Origin of the sequence: Arthrobacter sulfonylureivorans (assembly GCF_047607445.1) — a bacterium.
In the GTDB taxonomy this organism is placed as follows: domain Bacteria; phylum Actinomycetota; class Actinomycetes; order Actinomycetales; family Micrococcaceae; genus Crystallibacter; species Crystallibacter sulfonylureivorans_A.
The window spans coordinates 1-19819 of record NZ_JBLKRT010000033.1 but is presented as its reverse complement, the minus strand read 5'-3'; the positions used below and the strand labels follow the sequence as shown (position 1 = coordinate 19819).

17 protein-coding genes and 1 pseudogene are annotated in these 19819 nt (G+C 67.1%); 5 read left to right on the top strand and 13 right to left on the bottom strand.

The window, feature by feature from the left end:
* Positions 1-27 precede the first annotated feature (27 nt).
* The gene (locus ACMX2H_RS15165; protein WP_414961560.1) at positions 28-1674 is read right to left on the bottom strand and encodes an AAA family ATPase; all 1647 of its coding nucleotides are present in this window, start codon (positions 1672-1674) and stop codon (positions 28-30) included.
* A 68-nt stretch (positions 1675-1742) separates the two neighbouring features.
* A complete protein-coding gene (locus ACMX2H_RS15160; protein ID WP_414961558.1) occupies positions 1743-2615 on the bottom strand; it encodes a hypothetical protein in 873 nt (290 codons plus the stop codon).
* 131 nt (positions 2616-2746) lie between these two features.
* Between ACMX2H_RS15160 and purH the strand changes: the two genes are divergently transcribed.
* From purH to ACMX2H_RS15145, 3 genes are all read left to right on the top strand, one after another.
* Positions 2747-4435: a bifunctional phosphoribosylaminoimidazolecarboxamide formyltransferase/IMP cyclohydrolase gene (purH, locus tag ACMX2H_RS15155; protein WP_414961557.1), complete on the top strand. Its 1689-nt coding sequence runs from the start codon at positions 2747-2749 to the stop codon at positions 4433-4435.
* A gap of 208 nt (positions 4436-4643) precedes the next feature.
* A complete protein-coding gene (locus tag ACMX2H_RS15150; protein ID WP_414961555.1) occupies positions 4644-4907 on the top strand; it encodes a hypothetical protein in 264 nt (87 codons plus the stop codon).
* A gap of 290 nt (positions 4908-5197) precedes the next feature.
* Positions 5198-7426: an NADP-dependent isocitrate dehydrogenase gene (locus ACMX2H_RS15145; RefSeq protein ID WP_414961554.1), complete on the top strand. Its 2229-nt coding sequence runs from the start codon at positions 5198-5200 to the stop codon at positions 7424-7426.
* 112 nt (positions 7427-7538) lie between these two features.
* Here ACMX2H_RS15145 and ACMX2H_RS15140 read toward each other — a convergent pair whose 3' ends face one another.
* Positions 7539-8630 (bottom strand): Gfo/Idh/MocA family protein, encoded by a 1092-nt coding sequence (locus tag ACMX2H_RS15140; RefSeq protein ID WP_414961552.1) that lies wholly within the window; start codon positions 8628-8630, stop codon positions 7539-7541.
* A gap of 156 nt (positions 8631-8786) precedes the next feature.
* On the opposite strand from ACMX2H_RS15140, the gene ACMX2H_RS15135 reads away from it, so the two are divergent.
* Positions 8787-9485 carry a hypothetical protein gene (locus tag ACMX2H_RS15135; RefSeq protein ID WP_414961550.1) on the top strand — a complete coding sequence of 233 codons (699 nt, stop codon included), beginning with the start codon at positions 8787-8789 and terminating at the stop codon, positions 9483-9485.
* Here the strand turns inward: ACMX2H_RS15135 and ACMX2H_RS15130 are convergent.
* The 10 genes from ACMX2H_RS15130 to ACMX2H_RS15085 form a co-directional block, all read right to left on the bottom strand.
* Positions 9482-9631 (bottom strand): hypothetical protein, encoded by a 150-nt coding sequence (locus tag ACMX2H_RS15130; protein ID WP_414961548.1) that lies wholly within the window; start codon positions 9629-9631, stop codon positions 9482-9484. The two genes, ACMX2H_RS15135 and ACMX2H_RS15130, sit on opposite strands and share 4 nt — an antisense overlap.
* A 20-nt stretch (positions 9632-9651) precedes the next feature.
* The gene (locus ACMX2H_RS15125) at positions 9652-10842 is read right to left on the bottom strand and encodes a glycoside hydrolase family 26 protein (protein WP_414961546.1); all 1191 of its coding nucleotides are present in this window, start codon (positions 10840-10842) and stop codon (positions 9652-9654) included.
* 69 nt (positions 10843-10911) lie between these two features.
* Entirely contained in the window at positions 10912-11796 is an 885-nt protein-coding gene (locus ACMX2H_RS15120) for a carbohydrate ABC transporter permease (RefSeq protein WP_414961544.1), read from the bottom strand.
* Entirely contained in the window at positions 11796-12701 is a 906-nt protein-coding gene (locus ACMX2H_RS15115; RefSeq protein ID WP_414961542.1) for a carbohydrate ABC transporter permease, read from the bottom strand. Before ACMX2H_RS15115 ends, ACMX2H_RS15120 begins: the two co-directional genes overlap by 1 nt.
* 89 nt (positions 12702-12790) lie before the next feature.
* Positions 12791-14071, bottom strand: a complete 1281-nt coding sequence (locus ACMX2H_RS15110; RefSeq protein ID WP_414961540.1) for an ABC transporter substrate-binding protein — start codon at positions 14069-14071, stop codon at positions 12791-12793.
* A gap of 148 nt (positions 14072-14219) precedes the next feature.
* Positions 14220-15440: an ROK family transcriptional regulator gene (locus tag ACMX2H_RS15105; RefSeq protein ID WP_414961538.1), complete on the bottom strand. Its 1221-nt coding sequence runs from the start codon at positions 15438-15440 to the stop codon at positions 14220-14222.
* 240 nt (positions 15441-15680) lie between these two features.
* Complete coding sequence (locus ACMX2H_RS15100; protein ID WP_414961536.1) at positions 15681-16214, bottom strand: gamma carbonic anhydrase family protein; 534 nt, start codon at positions 16212-16214, stop codon at positions 15681-15683.
* Positions 16215-16283: 69 nt separating this feature from the next.
* The gene (locus ACMX2H_RS15095; RefSeq protein ID WP_414961534.1) at positions 16284-16895 is read right to left on the bottom strand and encodes a class I SAM-dependent methyltransferase; all 612 of its coding nucleotides are present in this window, start codon (positions 16893-16895) and stop codon (positions 16284-16286) included.
* A gap of 155 nt (positions 16896-17050) precedes the next feature.
* The gene (gene purU, locus ACMX2H_RS15090) at positions 17051-17911 is read right to left on the bottom strand and encodes a formyltetrahydrofolate deformylase (protein WP_414961532.1); all 861 of its coding nucleotides are present in this window, start codon (positions 17909-17911) and stop codon (positions 17051-17053) included.
* Between the two features lie 5 nt (positions 17912-17916).
* Complete coding sequence (locus ACMX2H_RS15085; RefSeq protein ID WP_414961530.1) at positions 17917-19023, bottom strand: FAD-dependent oxidoreductase; 1107 nt, start codon at positions 19021-19023, stop codon at positions 17917-17919.
* Between the two features lie 531 nt (positions 19024-19554).
* Here ACMX2H_RS15085 and ACMX2H_RS15080 point away from each other — a divergent pair.
* Positions 19555-19819 (top strand): annotated as a pseudogene (locus ACMX2H_RS15080) (serine hydroxymethyltransferase); the annotation flags it as partial.

The window sequence follows — 19819 nt, the reverse complement described above, 5'->3', positions numbered from 1 at the left end:
CGCTTCTCCTTCGGAATCGGGTGCGGTCTAGAAGTCCACGGTGCGGCCGCCGCGGACCGGCTGGCCCGAGGTTACGGCTGGCCGGGTAGCTGCCGGGTGCTGCGGATCCGTGGGATGCCGGGAACCGTCGTCCAGGTCTTCGCTGCCGGTGGCACCGACCGCCCGCAAGGCTGCCCACTGCCGGATGGCGCTGACTTCCTCCGCCTGGGTGATGGCCAACGGAATCATGTTGGACACGGCGCGCTGCAGGTCGGACAGGAGTACGTGGCGGTGTTCGGCGTAGGCGTCGAAGAGCGCGGCGATCACGGCCTGCTCGATCTCCGCACCGGAGTAGTTCTCCGAAGCGGCGGCGAGCTGCTCGACGGCGGCTGGATCGTTGGCAATGGCGCCCAACTGGTTGGCCGGCGTGCTCTGGCCAGCCATCTGGATCTGCCAGATCACCCGGCGTTCGGCGTCGCTGGGCAGGTCGACGAAGAAGATCTCGTCGAACCGGCCCTTGCGCATGAATTCCGGCGGCAGCCGGTCGATGTTGTTGGCGGTGGCGACGACGAACACCGGATGGCGTTTCTCCTGCATCCAGGTCAGGAAGGAGGCGAAGACCCGGGCGGAGGTGCCGGAATCACCTTCGCCATTGGTACCGGCAAAGCCCTTCTCGATCTCGTCGATCCACAGGATGGCGGGGGAAATGGCTTCGGCGGTGGCGATGGCGTTCCGCATGTTCTGCTCGCTGGAACCGACCAGCCCGGAGAAGACCCGGCCGATGTCCATGCGCAGCAGCGGCAGCCCCCAGCCCGAAGCCATCGCCTTGGCGGTCAGCGACTTCCCGCAGCCGGGAACGCCGGTGATCAGCACGCCTTTGGGGGAGGGCAGGCCGAAGTCCGCGGCCGCATCCAGCCAGGAGCCTTGGCGTTTGGCCAGCCACCGCTTGAGGTTGTTCAGGCCGCCGACCTGGTCGAGGCTGATCTTGACGTCCACGTAATCCAGCAGCCCGGACTTGCGGATGGTCTGGCGCTTTTCGTCCAGTACCACCTGGACGTCGTCGGCGGTCAACTCGCCGTCGTCGACCATGGCACGGGCGAAGGCGTTCTCTGCTTCCGCCATGGTCAGGCCGAGTGCCGCCTGGACCATGTTCTCCTGGTCGGCTTCGCTGAGTGCGACCTTGATCCGTCCGCCGTCGGAATTTTGGTTGATCATGTGGGTGAGCATGGCTTGGATCTCGGCGTGGCTGGGCAGCGGAAAGTCCACCAGCGTGACGGCTTTGTCCAGCTCGGGCGGAATCCGCAGCAGCGGGGCGACAATGATCAGCACCCGCCCGGCGCTGCCCTGCCGGAAGGCGGCGGAGATCTCGCGGACTTTCCGGACCACTTCGGGGTCCGCCGGGCGCTGCTCGGTGCCGAAATAGGCATGCAGGTCGAAGAAGATGAACACGCCGGGGTCGTGCGTGCCAAGCACCCGGTCCAGGGCCCGTGCCGGGGCGGTGGTGTTGGACTGCTGGCCGTCGCCGGGAGAGATCAGCCCGCTGCTGGCGTTCCAGGTCCACACAGGCCGCGGCGTGCGCAGCGCAGCGGCGCACTTGAGCACTTCGGCGTGGACCCGTGCCTCTTCGTGGCTCTCCACGTACAGCACCGGGATGCGGGCCTTGAACGCTTGGTCAAGCGTTTCGGCAAACGACATGGGTGTCTCCCCTTAAAGGACCTGATTCGGGATCTGGCTCTACTTTAGGCACAGTTCAGCCGTGGTCCTCAGCTGCCCACTCGGAAGCTCCATTCGCCGTCGGTCGTGTCCACCAGGAAATACGTCACCGGGTACGGCTGCCAAGAGAACTTGGTGGAGCTGTTGCCGATCTTGTTGACCACCAGGTTTCGGCGTGATTCCTGCCAGGTGTAGACGGCGATATTCGATTCCCCCTTGTAAGTGAATTCGGCCAGCACTTCCTCGCCCTCATAGCGCACCAGTGCCGGCCCGTAACCGGAGACCGTGCCGCCTTCCAGCTCGGCGTAGGGGACCGGCCGGACCTCCAACTGCCAGTCGCCTTCAGCCTCGATGGTGAGGGTGAACTCGTCCCGGGCCGGGGCCAGCAGCGCAGTGGCTGGTTCGGTCCGGTCGGCGGAGTTGTAGAGGAAGTCGACCGGCCACTTCGGGTTGTCTGGGTCGTCCACCGCCACGCTGACATCAACGCCGCTGTTAACGACCACCTCGAACGGGCCGTCGTAGTCGGACGGCCGTTGGTACTTGATGGCGCCATTGCGGGAGCCCGCATACCTGCCGGGCCGGTCGGATTGCACGGGGGGTGCGTTCTCCGGGGCTGTCCCTGCGCCGTTGGCATCCCCGCCGTCGTCGGCTCCGCTGCCCCCGTCATCCCCGCCGCCCCCGTTGGTTCCGCCGCCGTCGGCGGTTCCGGGAACCGGAGCATCGCCGGCGCCAGCCTCTGCTGCTGGTTCTGCCGCCGAATCTGCTGCGGAACCTGCCTCGCTGCCTGCGCCGAACAGGTGCGGGACCAGCCGGGGCACGGCAACGGCCAACGAACCGCCGAGGATCAGCAGCCCGACCAGCCACACCGCCAGTGAAAAGCGCCCGATCCGCAGTGCCGCGTCTTCCGCCGCCGGTGTTGACATGTTCTGCTGTTCTCCTTCTGCTGCCTTCATGAGGTTACCCACACCGCGGACCGGCTTCACACTCGGGGCCCGAGACGTGCCCGGCGCTAGACTGGGACCATCCCCGAAGCCATCCATACTTGGAGTTTTGCGTGAGCTTAAAGCAGCTTGACCGTGTTCCCATTCGCCGTGCGTTGATCTCGGTGTACGACAAGACCGGGCTGGAGGAGCTGGCGCAGGGCCTGCACGCCGCCGGGGTGAGCATAGTGTCCACCGGCTCGACGGCGAAGAAGATCGCCTCCGCGGGCGTTCCGGTCACCGAGGTTTCCGAGATCACCGGCTTCCCGGAATGCCTGGACGGCAGGGTCAAGACCCTGCATCCGCGCGTCCACGCCGGCATCCTGGCCGACCGCCGGCTGGCCGACCACGTCCGCCAGCTGCAGGAGCTCGACGTCGAGCCGTTCGACCTGGTGGTGGTCAACCTCTACCCGTTCGTGCAGACCGTGAAGTCCGGTGCCAGCCAGGACGACGTCGTGGAGCAGATTGACATTGGCGGGCCCTCGATGGTGCGCGCCGCCGCGAAGAACCACCCGAGCGTGGCCGTGGTTGTTGATCCGGCGAGCTACGGCGATGTTGTAGAGGCTGCGGCCGCCGGCGGCTTCGACCTGAAGACCCGTCGCCGGTTGGCGTCCCTTGCCTTCGCGCACACCGCCGCCTATGACACTGCGGTGGCCAAGTGGACCGCCGAGCAATTCGGCGACGATGCCGAGGCCGCCGACTCCGGCGCAGCCGTGGCACCGAAGTTCCCGCCCTACGCGGGACTGGCGCTGGAGCGTTCCGAATCGCTGCGCTACGGCGAAAACCCGCACCAGGCCGCCGCACTGTATGTGGAAGCCGGCGCGGAGCCCGGTATCGCCCAGGCCGTGCAGCTGCACGGCAAGGCGATGAGCTTCAATAACTATGTCGACGCCGATGCGGCCATGCGGGCGGCCTTCGATTTCGCCCAGCCTGCCGTTGCCGTGGTCAAGCACGCCAACCCGTGCGGGATCGCCGTCGCCTCTCCGGGCGCCGCAGATCCGATCGCCGATGCGCATGCCAAGGCGCACGCGACCGACCCGGTGTCCGCGTTCGGCGGTGTCATCGCAGCAAACCGGACGGTGACCGCCGGGATGGCGAACACCGTCAAGGACATCTTCACCGAGGTCGTCGTGGCCCCGGGATTCGATCCCGAGGCCGTGGAGATCCTGTCGCAGAAGAAGAACATCCGGCTGCTGGTCCTGCCCGAGGGCTTCGCCCGGGACACGGTGGAATACAAGCAGGTCTCCGGCGGCATGCTGCTGCAGGCTTCGGACCGGATCAACGCCGATGGCGACGATCCCGCCAACTGGACGCTGGCTGCCGGCGAGGCTGCCGACGACGCGACGCTGGCTGATCTGGCCTTCGCCTGGCATGCGGTGCGCTCGGCGAAGTCCAACGCCATCCTGGTGGCAGCCAATGGCGCGGCCGTGGGCATCGGGATGGGCCAGGTCAACCGGCTCGATTCCTGCCGCCTCGCGGTGGAGCGCGCCAACACCCTGGGCGTGGCGGTCGGCGGCGGAGCCGACGCTGCCGGCGGGGCGGCCAATGTGCAGGACGCGGCAGCACCCGAGCGGGCCCGTGGCGCCGTGGCGGCCTCCGACGCTTTCTTCCCGTTCGCCGACGGACTGCAGATCCTTATCGACGCCGGTGTCCGCGCCGTGGTGCAGCCCGGTGGATCCGTCCGTGATGAGGAAGTAGTGGCGGCGGCCCAAGCGGCCGGCATCACCATGTACTTCACCGGAGCGCGCCACTTTTTCCACTAGCAGGGTGCCGTCTCCGGCGGCTTCCGCCCGGGAACGGATCCGGGCACGGTAGCGGCCGCCGTGAGGGCGGGGTATATCGTCGAGGGCACCCTCCGTGGACCCTGCCCTCGACGACAAACCCTGTCTTGGCGCTTGCCAGCGCGGTGCCGGGCACATAGGTTCAAAGGGAACCGGTCTGTCCGGCACCGGCGGTTAAGGGAGGCACACTGTGCTGGCGATGCAGACGACGGCGGCGGCAGGAACGGGCGACATCTGGCTGGGTGTGGTGATCGTGGCGGTCATCGTGGCCGGTGCGGTGGCCTTTTTCATGGCCTCCAGGCTGCGCAAGCCGCGCTCCTACGAGTCGGCCGACCAGCATGAGGCCGTGCGGGAAGCCGAGGCATCCCGGCCGGGCGGCGCCAAGGACACCCACTTGGAACAAGGAAACGCCGCACACCGCTCGCAGGTCTTCGGTCCCGGGACGGGTCTCTGAGGCGAGCCGACTTGAAAAGGCGGAGTGCCGCCGTCGTGCTTGAGCGCGGACTCTGAGGCGAGCCGCCTCCGCAAGGCGGGGTGCCGCCGTCGTGCTCGGGGGCAGGCAGGGCGCGGCCCTCAGCCAGGGTCGGCCCTTGGGCAGATGACCCGGGCCGCGCTGAGCCTCCCAGCGGCTGTTCAGGATGAAGGGTGCACGTCTTCGACCGGGACCGATTCAGCCTCCTCGGGTAAATTGGAGGAGTTGAGTAAACACTGAAGACCCACTTTTTGCAGGGAGACGCCTCACCCATGGCCAAGATTATCTATACCCACACCGACGAAGCGCCGATGCTGGCCACGTATTCGTTCTTGCCGATCGTTGAGGCCTACGCCTCCACGGCGGGTGTGGAAGTGGAGACCCGCGACATCTCGCTCGCCGGCCGGATCATCGCCGTTTTCGGCGACTACCTCACCGCGGAGCAGCGGATCGGGGACGCCTTGGCCGAACTGGGCGAACTGGCCAAGCAGCCGGAAGCCAACATCATCAAGCTGCCGAACATCAGCGCCTCCGTGCCGCAGCTGAAGGCCGCCATCAAGGAGCTGCAGGAGCAGGGCTACGCACTGCCGGACTATCCGGACGATCCGTCCTCCGATGAGGAGAAGGACATCCGCGCCCGCTACGACAAGATCAAGGGCTCCGCGGTCAACCCGGTGCTGCGCGAGGGCAACTCGGACCGCCGCGCGCCGCTGTCGGTCAAGAACTACGCCCGCCAGAACCCGCACAGCATGGGTGCCTGGACCGCCGATTCCAAGACCAGCGTGGCCACCATGGACGCCGACGACTTCCGCTCCAACGAAAAGTCCGTGGTGATGCCGGCCGACGGCAAGATCAAGATCCAGCTGGTGGCCGAGGACGGCACCGTCACGGTGCTGAAGGACTCCTTCCCGGTGCTGGCCGGCGAGGTCATTGACGGCACCGTGATGCGCGCCGCCGCGCTGGACGAGTTCCTGGCGGCCCAGGTTGCCCGCGCCAAGGAAGAAGGGGTGCTCTTCTCCGCGCACCTGAAGGCCACCATGATGAAGGTCTCCGACCCGATCATCTTCGGCCACGTGGTCAAGGCCTACTTCTCCGAACTGTTCGAAGCCTACGGCAGCAAGCTGGCAGCAGCCGGCCTGAGCCCGAACAACGGCCTGGCCTCCATCCTGAACGGGCTGGACGCGCTGGATCCCGAGGACCGCAAGGGCGTCCAGGAACTGATCGACAAGGGGCTGGACCAGGGACCGGCCATCGCCATGGTGGACTCGGACAAGGGCATCACCAATCTGCACGTCCCCTCCGACGTGATCGTGGACGCATCCATGCCGGCCATGATCCGCACCTCCGGTCACATGTGGGGACCGGACGGGCAGGAAGCCGACACGTTGGCGGTGCTGCCGGACAGCTCCTACGCCGGCATCTACCAGGTAGTGATCGACGACTGCCGCGCCAACGGCGCCTACGATCCCACCACCATGGGCACCGTCCCGAACGTCGGGCTGATGGCCCAGGCCGCCGAAGAATACGGCAGCCATGACAAGACCTTCGAGATCCAGACCGCCGGCACCGTGCAGATTGTGGATGAAGCCGGCACCGTGCTGATCGAGCACCACGTCTTCCCGGGCGATATCTGGCGCGCCTGCCAGACCAAGGACCTGCCGATCCGCGACTGGGTGAAGCTGGCCGTGACCCGCGCCCGCGCCAGCCAGACCCCGGCGGTGTTCTGGCTGGACGAGACCCGTGCGCACGACGCCAACCTGATCGCCAAGGTGAACGAGTACCTCAAGGACCACGACACCGAGGGCCTGCAGATCGAGATCATGTCGCCGGTGGAGGCCACCGCGTTCACGGTGGAGCGCATCCGCAAGGGCGAGGACACCATCTCGGTGTCCGGCAACGTGCTGCGCGACTACCTGACCGACCTGTTCCCGATCCTGGAACTGGGCACCAGCGCCAAGATGCTCTCCATCGTGCCGCTGATCAACGGCGGCGGCCTCTTCGAGACCGGTGCCGGCGGCTCGGCTCCGAAGCACGTCCAGCAGCTGCTCTCCGAGAACCACCTGCGCTGGGATTCGCTGGGCGAGTTCCTGGCCCTGGCCGTATCCTTCGAGCACCTGGCCACCAGCACGGACAATGCCCGTGCGCAGATCCTGGCCGACACGCTGGACGCGGCCACCGGAACGTTCCTGCTGGAGAACAAGTCGCCCAAGCGCAAGGCCGGCGAGCTGGACAACCGCGGCAGCCACTTCTACCTGGCCCTGTACTGGGCCCAGGAGCTGGCCAAGCAGACCGCCGACACCGAGCTGGCGGCGGCCTTCGCCGGGATCGCCGCCCAGATGGCCGAGCAGGAAGAGGCCATCGTCGGCGAGCTCAACGCCGTGCAGGGTTCCCCGGTGGACCTGGCCGGTTACTACCGGCCGGACGAGGCCAAGGCCGCCAAGGTCATGCGCCCGTCCGCCACGCTGAACGGCATTGTGGCCACGCTGACCGCAACGGACTAACCCGCACCGGGCGGGAAATGCCGGGCGTTTCGCCCGGCTTCCGCCCCGCACAACGACGGCGGCCGGGCACCTTCCGCGTGAAGGTGCCCGGCCGCCGTCGTGCTCGCGCAGCTCAGTCCGCCACCGGGACGGCATGGTCGTTCACGTAGCTCACGCCCAGCTGGGCGCGCACGCCGTCGAAGAGCCGCATGGTGTCCACGGTGTCGGCCCAGGGCATGGTGGGACTCTGCTGCAGACCGGCCTGGATGCAGCGGGTGACTTCCCGCAGTTCAAAGACGTAGCCGTGGCCGACACTCGGAAAGGTTTCCACCCGTACCTCGCCCAGATGCGGCTGGACGGTCAGCTCGGTGGGGTGGTGCAGCGGTGCGTTGCTCTTCAGCCAGCCGCCGGTGCACGCCACGGTGGCGGTGCGCGGTGAGGATGCCTGCAGCGAGCAGGCCAGCTGCGCTTGCGCGCCTGAGCCATAGCTGAGCGTCATGGCGTTCTGTGCGTCCACCCCGTCGTCGTTGACATAGCCGGTAGCGGAGACCGTCTGCGGGAAGCCCAGCGTGCCCAGCGCCCAGGTCAGCGGATAGACGCCCAGGTCCAGCAGCGCGCCGCCGCCGGCTGCTGGATTCCAGAGCCTGGCCGCCGGATCGTACACGGCCGGGAACCCGAGGTCGGCCTGCACCCAGCGCACCTCGCCGAGCTCGCCGGAGGCAAGGATCTCCCATGCGCGGTTGATGATGGGTAGGAACCGGGTCCAGACCGCTTCCATCAGGAACAGTCCGCGGGCGGCGGCCAGCTCGGTCAGCTCCACGGCTTCCCTCGCGTTGATGGTCAGGGACTTTTCGCACAGCACGTGCTTTCCGGCTTCCAGCGCCCGCCGCGCGATGGCGTAATGCTGGCCGTGCGGGGTAGCCACGTAGACCACGTCCACCTCCGGGTCGGCGAAAAGCTGGTCGTAGCCGGCACCGGCAGCGCCGTCGAAATAGGCAGTGGCGAAACCGAAACGCCGCTGGAAGGCCACGGCATTGGCCTGGTTCCGCGAGCTGACCGCCTGCAGCACGGCATCGTCCAACCGGGTGAGGTCTCCGCTGATCAGCGTGGCAATGGCGCCGGTGGACACCACGCCCCAGCGCAGCGGCCGCCCGGTGGCCTCGAGCGGGCCGGCCGAACCGGGCTCAACACAGGGCGGCGTCGCGATGCGGGGCATGTGTGTCATGGCTCCATCTTGCTGCCGGCCGGTCCGGACGTCCATGGGCTGATCAACCTTTGTCCCAACCCTCCCGCACGGAAGCGGGGCCCTACCGGTGCCGACCTATGGGTGGTACAAAGTAAGCAGGCTCAGTATTTCCGACACTACGAGGAGGAACTGCACATGGATACCGGAATGCTTATCGGCATCATCGTCGCGATAGTCGTACTCCTGATCATCATTGGAGTCATCGTCTTCTTTGCTCGGAAGCGGAGCGCGCAGCGGAAGCTTGAGGAACAGGAAGAACACCGCCGTCAGGCGGCCGAAATGCGGCAGGGCGCGCAAGCCTCGTCGGTGGAGGCGCGGGAGCGTGAGGCAGACGCGATGCAGGCGCAGGCCGAGGCCCAGCGCGCGGACGCCGAGGCCGAGCGCGCCAAAATGGAAGCCGAGCGGCTGCGCCAGGACGCCGAGCAGCGGCAGCAGGACGCGCAGGGAATCCGCCGCGAGAGCGAAGAGACGCTCCGCAAGGCCGATGACCTGGACCCGGACATCAACACCAAGGACCGTGACAGCAGGTCGGACCGCCACCGCGACGGCGGTGCCCAGTACGACGGCGGTGCCCAGCGAGACGCAGGTGCCCAGTACGACGGCGGCGCCCAGCGAGATGCAGGTGCCCAGAACGACGGCGGCGCCCCGCGAGGCGACTTCGATACCGACCGCCGAACAGGCGCCGACACGACCCGCGGCACGGATCCCGGGGCGGACACGACCCGCGACGGCGATACTTCCGCAGCGCAGGGCGACCAGGCAGGCCGGCACATCGACGACACCCGGCATCCCGATGACCCCCGCCGCGGCGAAGGCGGCAGCCACAGCATCTAGGCGGAAACCGGCCCTTTCGCCGTCGGCCGGCTGGCCCTGCTGAGCATCGGCAGGATACTCAACAGGCAGCCGGCCCCGGCCGGCAGGATCAACAGCCGGTAGTCCACAAACCCGATCAGCGCGGCCGAGCCCAAGGCCGCCATCACCTGCTGGAGCGTCAGCGGGATCAAGGTGCGGGACGGCAGGACGGTGGCTGTTCGGCGAAGAGGAACCAGTCCGGAAGGTCCGCGGTGAAAGCCTGGGCGATGCCGGATGTGCCGGCGGAGCGCCAGTCAACTACCGCGTCCACCTCTACCTCGTTCTTGTTCCATTCGAACCAATTGACCATCTTCAGCTGCGGGTACTCCTCCGGGATGCTTGGATCGAACAGCTGCTGCCACCAAGCCTGCTTGATCGCCAGCTCCTCGGCTCCGGGACGTCCGGGGATGCTCAGTGCGGCCGTTTCCGGGACAGCCACGGGCTTGCCGCGGTCCTCGCCATACTCCGCGTAGAAATCGGGGACGCCCCGGTCGTCACCGCCGTCGCCGTTGTAGGTGCCGGTCAGCTGCTGCAAGAACTTCCCTTCTTCCGGCACAACGTTGGCACCCCAGGGGTAGCTGTTGCCCCAGTGGTACAGCGACATCCCCACCCAGTCGACCGCCTCGTCGCCCGGATAGTAAGGCGCATACGGATCGTCATCGCCGGTGATCTTCCCGTCTTGGTTCGTGTCCAGGTGCAGGAAATCCTGGGTCTGCGGCTCGACCTGATGCCGTCCGCCCGCAAACGGGTAGCCGCCGCCATAATTGGGCGCCCACATGGTGGCGCTGCCCGGGGCGATTCGGTGGATCGATTCCGCCACTTGGCGGAACGCCTTCTTGTACGCGGCCGGCTGCTGGCCCCATTCGTACCAAGAGCCGTTCATCTCGTGGGCAAAGCGGACGATCACGGGCACACCGGCCCGGTTGTAACGGTCCGCGGTGGTGGCAAGATCATCCGTGACCTGGGACGTTACCGCTGACAAACCGGCCCGCGGCTCGAGGGTCAGGAGCAGGATTCCGCCCTCCGACCTGACCTGTTCAAACGCTGCTTCGACGTTTGCCGCAGCATCGCTGCTCAGCGGAAAGGAAGCGAAGCTGACCACCACGGCCGGTCGGTGGCCGAGGGCTTTGCCGTATTCCTGCAGCGTCTCCTGCTCCCAGTCCAGGTTCACGCCGGAGAGAATTCCGGACGCCGGGGCCAACGCGGAACCGTCCCGGGGTACGCAGACGGCAGGGGAGGGGGCTGCAGAAGACGGCGCGGGGTCTGCCGAGCAGGCCGACAGCCCCAGCACCAGCAGCACCGAAGAGGCCGCCGTCTGCCATACCCGATGCGAAGTCACGCTCCCCATTCTGCAACAAGTACCGCCGCGGACGGGTCAGCCCCGGGCGCCGAGGCTGACCCGCTGGGGTCATCCCTTGACCGAGCCGCTCATCAGGCCGCCGACGAAGTACTTGCCCAGAATGATGTAGACCAGCAGCGTGGGAAGCGAGGCGATCAGCGCGCCGGCCATCGATGCGGCGTAGTCGGTCAGCTGCCCGCCGGCCAGGAAGCTCAGCGCGATGGTCACCGGACCGTTGGAGCCGGAGGAGAAGAACGCCGCGAACAGGTAGTCGTTCCACGCCGAGGTGAACTGCCAGATCAGCACCACCACAAAACCTGGGGTGGAGATCGGCAGGATCACCGAGGCGTAGGTGCGCAGCAGCCCCGCGCCGTCCATCCGTGCGGCTTCGATCAGCTCGTTCGGGACGGACTCGTAGTAGTTGCGGAAGATCAGCGTGCAGATGGGCAGGCCGTAGACAATGTGCAGGACCAGCAGCGAGGGGATGCCGTTGGGTACGCCAAGGCCCTGCATCAGCTGGGTCAGCGGGATCATCACTGCCTGGTACGGAATGAACATGCCGAACAGGATCAGCGTGAAGACCACGTTGGCGTACGGGAAACGCCAGCGCGACAGCACGAAGCCGTTCATTGAACCGAGGAAAGCGGAGATGATCGACGCCGGAATGACCATCGCGAAGGTGCGGCCGAGTGCCGGGGCCAGGGTGTCCCATGCCTTTTCCCAGCCCGCGGTCTCCCATGTGGTGGGCAAGAGCCATGCGGTGGAGGGGTCGGCGTCGGACGGGCCCTTGAAGCTGGTGATGAAGAGGACGTAGGCCGGGATCAGCACCACGAACACGAACAGCAGCAGGATGGCGTACTTGAGCGTCCGGTTCATGCGCTGCCGGCCGGTGCGCGGTGCCGGGGGTCGGGGCCTGGCGACCTCGACGGGCGGCGGGACGGTTGCGGTGGTCATCAGCGTTTCTCCTGCCGCGAGGTGTAGACGAGGTAGGGCACGACTACCAGCGCCACGAGTACCAGCATGATGGTGCCGATGGCGGCCGAGTCGGCGTAGTCGCTGCCGATGTACTTGACCCACATCATGGTGGCCGGGACCTGGATGTCGTAGGTGTTGGCATCCGGGACGATGGCGCGGATCAGGTCGAACAACTTCAAGGACATGTGGCCGATGATGATGACGGCCGAGAGCATCACCGGGCTGAGCTGCGGGAAGATCACGTGCCGGTAGAGCTTCCATTCGCTGCAGCCGTCGATCCGCGCCGCTTCGCGGAGTTCTTCAGGGATGCCGCGGAACCCGGCCAGGAACAAGGCCATCACGTAGCCGGAGAGCTGCCAAATGGCCGGCACGGCGATGGCGGCAATGCCCCAGTTCGGGTCCGACCACCAGCTGTTCTGCAGGAAGCCGAGACCCACGCTGTCCAGCAGTCGGTTCAGGCCGGTGGTGCGCTCGCCCCCGGACTGGTCGGTCTGCAGGCTGGAGAGCAGCCAGCGCCACACCACGCCGGAGGCGATGAAGGAGACAGCCATCGGGAAGAGGTAGACAGAGCGGAAGAAACCTTCGCCAAATGCGGGCCGTTCCAGGATCCAGGCCCAGAGGAAACCAAAGATCAGCGTGCCGGCCAGGAACACCACGGTGAGCAGGAGCAGGTTGCGCAGCGCGTGCTGGAAATCCGCGTCCCCGAACAGCCGGACGTAGTTCTCCAGGCCGACGAAGTCCGATGATGGCCGGGCGGTGTGCTGGTTGGTCATCGAGATGCGGACGTTTTCTGCAATCAGTGCATAGACAAAGACGGCCAGCAGGATGAGGGTGGGGGAGATCAGGGCCAGCGCCGGGCCCCAGGTCTTGGCTTTTTTGAACATTGAATTCTCCTTGTGCCGCCGGCACACCGGTGGGACGTGGAAGGGCGTGCGCGGTGGTTCTGCCGCGCCCGCCCGTCCGGGTGTGCTGGTTACTGCTGGAACTTCTCGGCGATGGACGCCGCCGACTCCTGCAGCGCCGCCACATCCTGCGGGCCGCCGAACTTGCTCACCGCGGTGCTCAATTCGTTCAGCCAGGCCACGGGTACTGCGGCACCGTGGGCCAGCGAGGACACGATCGTGTCGGTGGAGAAGTCCTCGATGGCGCTCTTCTGGTACTCGCCGAACTTGTCGGACGGCACGTCCGTGCGGGCGGGGATGGAGCCCTTCGCCGCGTTGAAGGCCTGCTGGCCGTCAACGCTGGAGATCGTGGTCAGCCACGCCTTGGAGCCATCGGGGTTCTGGGCGCCCTTGGGCAGCGTGAACGAATCCGCCAGGAAGTCGAAGACGCCGTCGGTCCCGGGAGTCGGGAAGTAGACGTAGTCCTCGCCGGGCTTCTTGCCGTCCTGCGAGAACTTGGCTTCGGCCCAGTCGCCCATCACGTTGTAGGCCGCGGCGCCGTCCTCCACCAGCTGCGTGGCAGGACCCCAGTCGCTGAGGGTGTCACGGTCGGAGTTGGTGTAGCTGAGTGCCTTCTTGTAGTTCTCGATGGCCTTGGTCACGTCGGCGCCGGCCCAATCGGTGGTGCCGTCCCAGAGGCCGTTGTAGCCTTCGGCGCCGAGGGTGGCCAGCAGGATGTTCTCGAACAGCTGTACCTGCGTCCAGGTGCCGGCCACGGCCAGCGGGGTGGTCCCGGATTCCTTGATCTTGTCCATGTCCGCGAACCAGGCATCCAGGTCGGCCGGCGGCTTCTCCGGATCCAGGCCGGCCTTCTCCAGCACCTCGACGTTGGCCCACACCACGTTGGCCCGGTGGATGTTCGACGGGACGGAGTAGATCTGGCCGTCAACGGTGAGACGGTCCAGCAGATCCTGCGGGAAGGCCTCGTTCAGCTTCGATTCCTCGTAGAAAGAACTGAGGTCTTCGAGCTGGTCTGCGGCGATGTAGTCCTGCAACTCGGCGCCGGCGTGGGCCTGGAACGAGTCCGGCGGATTGCCCGACTTCAGGTTCGCGGCCAGCACGCTCTTGGCCTGGCTGCCGGCGCCGCCAGCTACGGCAAGGTTGTCGAACTTCAGGTCCGGATACTGCTCGGAGAAGATGTCCACCAGTGCGTCCAGCCCGACCTTCTCGGAACCGTCCGCCCACCAGGTGAAGACTCCGACCGAACCCGTCGCTTCTGAGGGGTTGGCATCCTCAACCGCGCTTCCCCCGCCGCACGCGGACAGGAGCAAACCTGCAGCCGCAACGCTGGCGAGCATAGTTATGCGTCGCATAACGCCTCCATCAATCAACTGTCTCTGGCCACGGGGTCTGCACGACCCGCACACGGATGTGTGGCTTGAAGGAAGTTAACTCCGTCACAGGCCTTGTCGTCAAGAGTTGAACGCAAAGCGTTACGCAACAGTGGGGTTGGCGGCCAGCTTAGACGAACGGAAGTTCGGCCTGTTGCAGCACCAGCGTGGCGGCCCCCAGGGCCTCCGTGCGGTTGCCCAGGGTAGACATCGCCAGCTCAGTCGATTCACCGACGACCGGCACCACATGCCGCAGCAGCCCGCGCCGCACCGGGTCGAGCAGGATGCTGCCGAGCCCCGTGAGCGGGCCGCCGACCACGATGAATTCGGGGTTGAGCAGGTTGCAGACGTTGGCCAGTGCACGACCCACCGCTACACCCGCGTCGTCGATCACCCTGAGGGCTGCCGGGTCTCCGTCCAAGGCGATCCGGATAATGTCTTCCGTGCCCAGCGGGGTGCCGCGGCCGTGGCTGAGCAAATCGATCATGGTGGAGGTGGACGCGACGGTCTCCAGGCAGCCGCGGTTGCCGCAGCGGCAGATGATCCCGTGCTCGGCGACGGTGGCGTGGCCGATTTCGCCCGTGACTCCCATGTGGCCGTAAAACAGTTCGCCGTTGAGGACCAGGCCGGCACCGATCCCGGAGCCGATTTTCAGGAACACCAGATTCTGGGCGTGCTGGAACGGGCCCCAACTGACCTGCGCGAGAGCTCCCAGATTCGCGTCATTGTCCACGAAAACGTCGGCGCCGAACCGTTCCTGCAGCCGGTCCAGCAGGTTGATGCCCACCCATTCGGGCAGGATGGCACCGTGGATCACCGTGCCCGTCCGCCGGTCGATCGGCCCGGGAATGCCGGCCCCGACGCCGAGCACTGCCCCCGGAGAGATGGATTGTTCGTCCAGCAGGCGCTGGACCAGTCGGGCGGCGGCGTCGATGCCCTGCTCGGCGTCGTGGCCGAGGGGCAGTTCCACGGCGTCCGCGGCGAGCACCCGGTGGTCAAGGCTGACCAGTACAACCTGAACGTGCCGTCGGCCGAAATCCACCCCGACGGCGACCGCGCCGCGGCCGTCGATCCTGACCGACAGTGCGCGGCGGCCGGAACTGGTGGTTGGTGAGGTGCTGACCAACCCGTCGTCGGCCATGGCCTTGACGATGTTGGACACGGTCGCGGTGGACAGCCCGGTCTGCCGGGACAATTCGGCCTGCGTCAGCGGGCCGCGAGCCATCAGCGCCTGCAGGATCCGCTGGCTGTTCCGCCGGCGCAGGGCGCTCTGGGAACCGGGCCGGTGCTCGGCTCCGCGCGGAACGGAGCGCGACGAGGCCTCGAGGGTGGACGGCGGATCGGCTGACATACACAAAAGCGTGCGCCAGCGGCGACTTGTAGTCAAGAAGTTAACGCAAGATCGTCCGGAATGCGACGCGGGGCGGCCGGTACCGGGGGTTTAGCGGTTGCACCGGGGCGGCCGGTGGTGCGGGGTGGAGCGGTTGCACCGGGGCGGCCGGTGGTGCGGGGTGGAGCGGTTGCACCGGGGCGGCTGGTGGTGCGGTACGGAGCGGTTGCACCGGGGCGGCTGGTGGTGCGGTACGGAGGGCTACTGCTCGGCGGCGTCGTCGATCGCATCGCGGTGCAGGGCTGCAATCTCCACGTAGCGGGCGGCGTTGTCCAGCACGGACTGGTACTCTTCCTCGGTCAGCTCGCGGCGGACCTTGGCGGGGACACCTGCAACCAAGGAGCGCGGTGGAATCTGCGTTCCCTCCAGCACGACGGCGCCGGCTGCCACCAGCGAACCTTCGCCCACCACAGCTCCGTTCATGATGGTGGCGCTCATACCGATCAGGCAGTTGTCCTCGACGGTGCAGCCGTGGATCACGGCGGCATGGCCGACGCTGACGCCGGCGCCGACCGTGCAGGGAAAACCGGGGTCCGCATGAAGGACCACGTTGTCCTGCAGGTTGCTGCGCTCACCGACCCGGATTGGAGCGGTGTCACCGCGGACGCTCACGCCGTAGAACGCGCTGGAGTCAGCGGCCAGGGCCACGTCCCCGCTAAGCGTGGCCGTGGGGGCAACGAAGGCGGACAAGTCGACGGCCGGCAGCATGCCGGCAATGGTGATGATGTGGGCCATTGCACCAGCCTAGCCAGTCGACGGAGCTTCAGGGGGTTCGTGACGGCTGGCCGCGCTGGCTGCGCCCGGTCAGGGCTTGGTGACGATGAAGAACTGGTAGTGCCGATCTGTCCCCGGACGGTCCCAGGTAGTGAAGCCGGAAACCAGGCCATGTTCGCCGAAGAGCCGGCGCACGGCGTCGTCTCGGCGGCGGCTGTAGAAGCGGTTCGGCTCGAAGTCGTCGTGGGCAACGATGACCTCTTCGTCGTCGCCGGACCAGAGCCCGACCGCCAGCGGAGCGCCCTCGGCCAGCACACGCATCGTCTCGGCCAAGACCTCTGGGAGGTCCTGATCTGGAATGTGCAGCAGTGTGCTCATCGTCCAGCCTGCCGAAAACGTGCCGGTGGCGAACGGCAGCTCGCGCGCCGAACCGACCACCGCGTCCAGGTTCTTGGCTCGGGCGAAGCGGACATTTTCCTCGGACAAGTCGACGCCGGTGTAGTGGATACCGGCGGCCTTGAACGCCAATCCGTCCGCACCCGTGCCGCAGCCGATCTCCAGCACACTGTGCCGGTGTGCCGCGATCAGGGACGCGATGAACGCTTGCCTGGCCTCGTCCCGCTTCGGATCCCGGGCGCGCAGATCACGGGCGGGGGCTTGGCGGTCATAGAACGCCTTCAGCTCCGGCTCATGGTTGCCCATCCGTCGAGCGTACGCCTCCGGCGCGCCGCGGCACAGAGCCGGGCACCGCCGTCGTGATCAAGCGTCCCCGGGGTGCCCGGCGGGCCGGACGCCCCACGGCAGAGCCGGGCGCCGCCGTCGTGATCAAGCGTCCCGGGGGTGCCCTGCAGGCCGGACTAGTTGAAGACGACGGTGCGGTTGCCGTCCAGCAGCACACGGTGCTCGGCATGCCACTGCACCGCGCGGGCCAAAGTGCGGGCTTCGACGTCGCGGCCCAGCGCCACGAATTGTTCGGCGGTGTGGGAGTGGCGCACCGGAATGACTTCTTGGTCGATGATCGGGCCCTCGTCCAGGTCCGCGGTCACGTAGTGCGCGGTGGCGCCGATGAGCTTCACGCCGCGGGCATGTGCCTGGTGGTACGGCCTGGCGCCCTTAAAGCTGGGCAGGAAGGAATGGTGGATGTTGATCGCCTTGCCGGCTAGTTCCGTGCAGAGTTCGTTGCTGAGCACCTGCATGTAGCGGGCCAGGACCACCAGTTCCACGTCGTGCTCGGCGGCCAGGTCCAGCAGGGCCTGCTCGGCCTGCGGCTTGGTGTCCGGCGTGACGGGGATGTGGTGGAAGGGGATGCCGTAGAACGCGGCGAGATCGGCCAGATCCGGGTGGTTGGAGACGATGGCAGGGATCTCGATCGGCAGTGTGCCGGAGCGCTGCAGGAACAACAGGTGGTTGAGGCAGTGGGCCGACTTCGACGCCATCAGCAGCGTGCGCATCTTGACGCCCTCGCGGCGCAGTCGCCAGGTCATGCCGAACTCCTGCGCCACCGGCTGCAGCCGTTCGTGGAGAGATGTGTAGGACTGGTGGGTGGCCACCGCCACCCGCATGAAGAAGCGACCCGACTGCGGGCTCTCATACTGCTGGGACTCGGTGATGTTCCCCCCGGCCTGCACCAGGGCGCCGGCAACGGCATGCACTATGCCGGGGCGGTCCGGGCAGGAAAGCGTGAGGGTGTAGGCGGTGGGAGCGGCAGCGTCAGTCACGAGTCCTAGGGTACCGGCTGGGGTTGGGCTTCTGCGGCAAGGCGACGGGTGGCCGCAACGGCGGCGGCCCGCCCGGCGCGGGTGGCACCGACCGTGGACGCAGACGCTCCGTAGCCGACCAGGAAAAGCCGCGGCTCCTTCACCACCGAGACACCATCCTCGGCCATCAAGATCCCGCCGCCTGGTTCGCGCAGCCGCAGCGGCACCAGATGGTCCAGCGACGGCCGGAAACCGGTGGCCCAGAGGATCACGTCCACGTTCTCCATGGAGCCGTCGGCGAACTCAACGCCGTGTTCGGTGATGCGCTCCAGTTTCCCGCGGGACACCAGGATGCCGGCCTCGATGCCGTGCTGGTACGTCTCGGTCAGCGGCAGGCCGGTGGCGGCCACCACGCTGAGCGTGGGCAGGCCGGCGCGGGTACGCTCGTTGACGCGGCGTTCCACGTCGACGCCCCACTCCTTGTCGAACGGGGTGGCGGTGAAGTCGGGGGCGCGGCGGGTGGACCAGAGGGTGCCGGCCCCGGCGGCATCCAGTTGCAGGAGGAACTGCAGCGCCGAGGTGCCGCCGCCGACCACCAGTACCCGCTGCCCGCGGAACTCATCGGCCGACCAGAAATCCCGGGTGTGCAACTGGCGGCCGCGGAAGGTCTCCTGCCCGGGGTAGTGCGGCCAGTACGGCTTGTCCCAGGTTCCGGTGCCGCTGATCACCGTGCGTGCCAGCCATTCGCCGCCGGTGTCGCTGCGCACCCTCAGGAGGGCACCGTCGTCGTCAATTGAGGTGACACGGACCGGGCGGTGCACGGGCAGCTCGAACTGCTGCTCATAGGCACCGTAATAACGGCGGACGACGGCGGAGGACGGCTCGTGCGGATCCGGAACCCCCAGCGGCAGGCCGGGAAGGTCATGCAGGCCGTGCGCGGCGTCGAAGGTCAGCGAGGGCCAGCGGTGGCGCCAGGCGCCGCCCGGACCGTCATTGGCGTCGAGCACCACGAAGTCTCGTTCGGGAACCAGCCCGCGGCGGGCCAGTTGATAGGCGGCGCTCAGCCCGGCCTGGCCCGCGCCGATCACCACGGTCTGCAGTTGCTGGCCGCTGTCTGTTGCCTGGTCCGCCACGGTGCTCCTCTGCCGATTGTTGACGCTTCAACTTCTATGGCCTGTAACGGCGGCAGGGCCCTGGGTATTCCGGCGCGGTCGGCTATCCCGAAGTCATATTTTCCTGGCTCCGCTGGGGCTAGGGTGGCAGCAGCGATGACGGAAGGCCTTGCCATGACGCATCTGGAACGTCACAACTCGCTGCGCCGCAAAACCGGGCGGGTCCTAGTGGCCGCCGCAGTCATTCTCGCTCTGGCCGGTTGCACCGGTAACGGCAGTTCCGGGCCGACCGGATCGGCGGGGTGACCAACTGTTAGGATTGGCTCGCCGCGACTGGCGTTAGGTGGGACACCACCAGGAAGCGGCAGCAGGGACGGGGATTCTTCGATTGCCGCCCTGTAGATGCAGACCACGGATCGCACGCCTGGGACGTAAGGTCACGTTTGGGCCGGACTGTGTCCGGGGTTGGTAACGCGTCATGCGTGCGGTACCGGCACCCGGTAATCTGGCCTGTAGCAGTGAGATAAGCCCACCACCCAGGAGATTCTCCCCGTGACTTCCACGCCCTCTGTGACCGATCTGCCGTTGTCCCAGGTTGATCCTGAAATCGCAGCTGTGATCGACGCCGAACTCAGCCGCCAGCGCGACACCCTTGAAATGATCGCCTCCGAGAACTTCGCGCCGCGTTCGGTGCTTGAAGTCCAGGGCTCGGTCCTGACCAACAAGTACGCCGAGGGGTACCCGGGACGCCGCTATTACGGCGGGTGTGAACACGTAGACGTCGCGGAGAACCTGGCTATTGAGCGGGCCAAGTCGC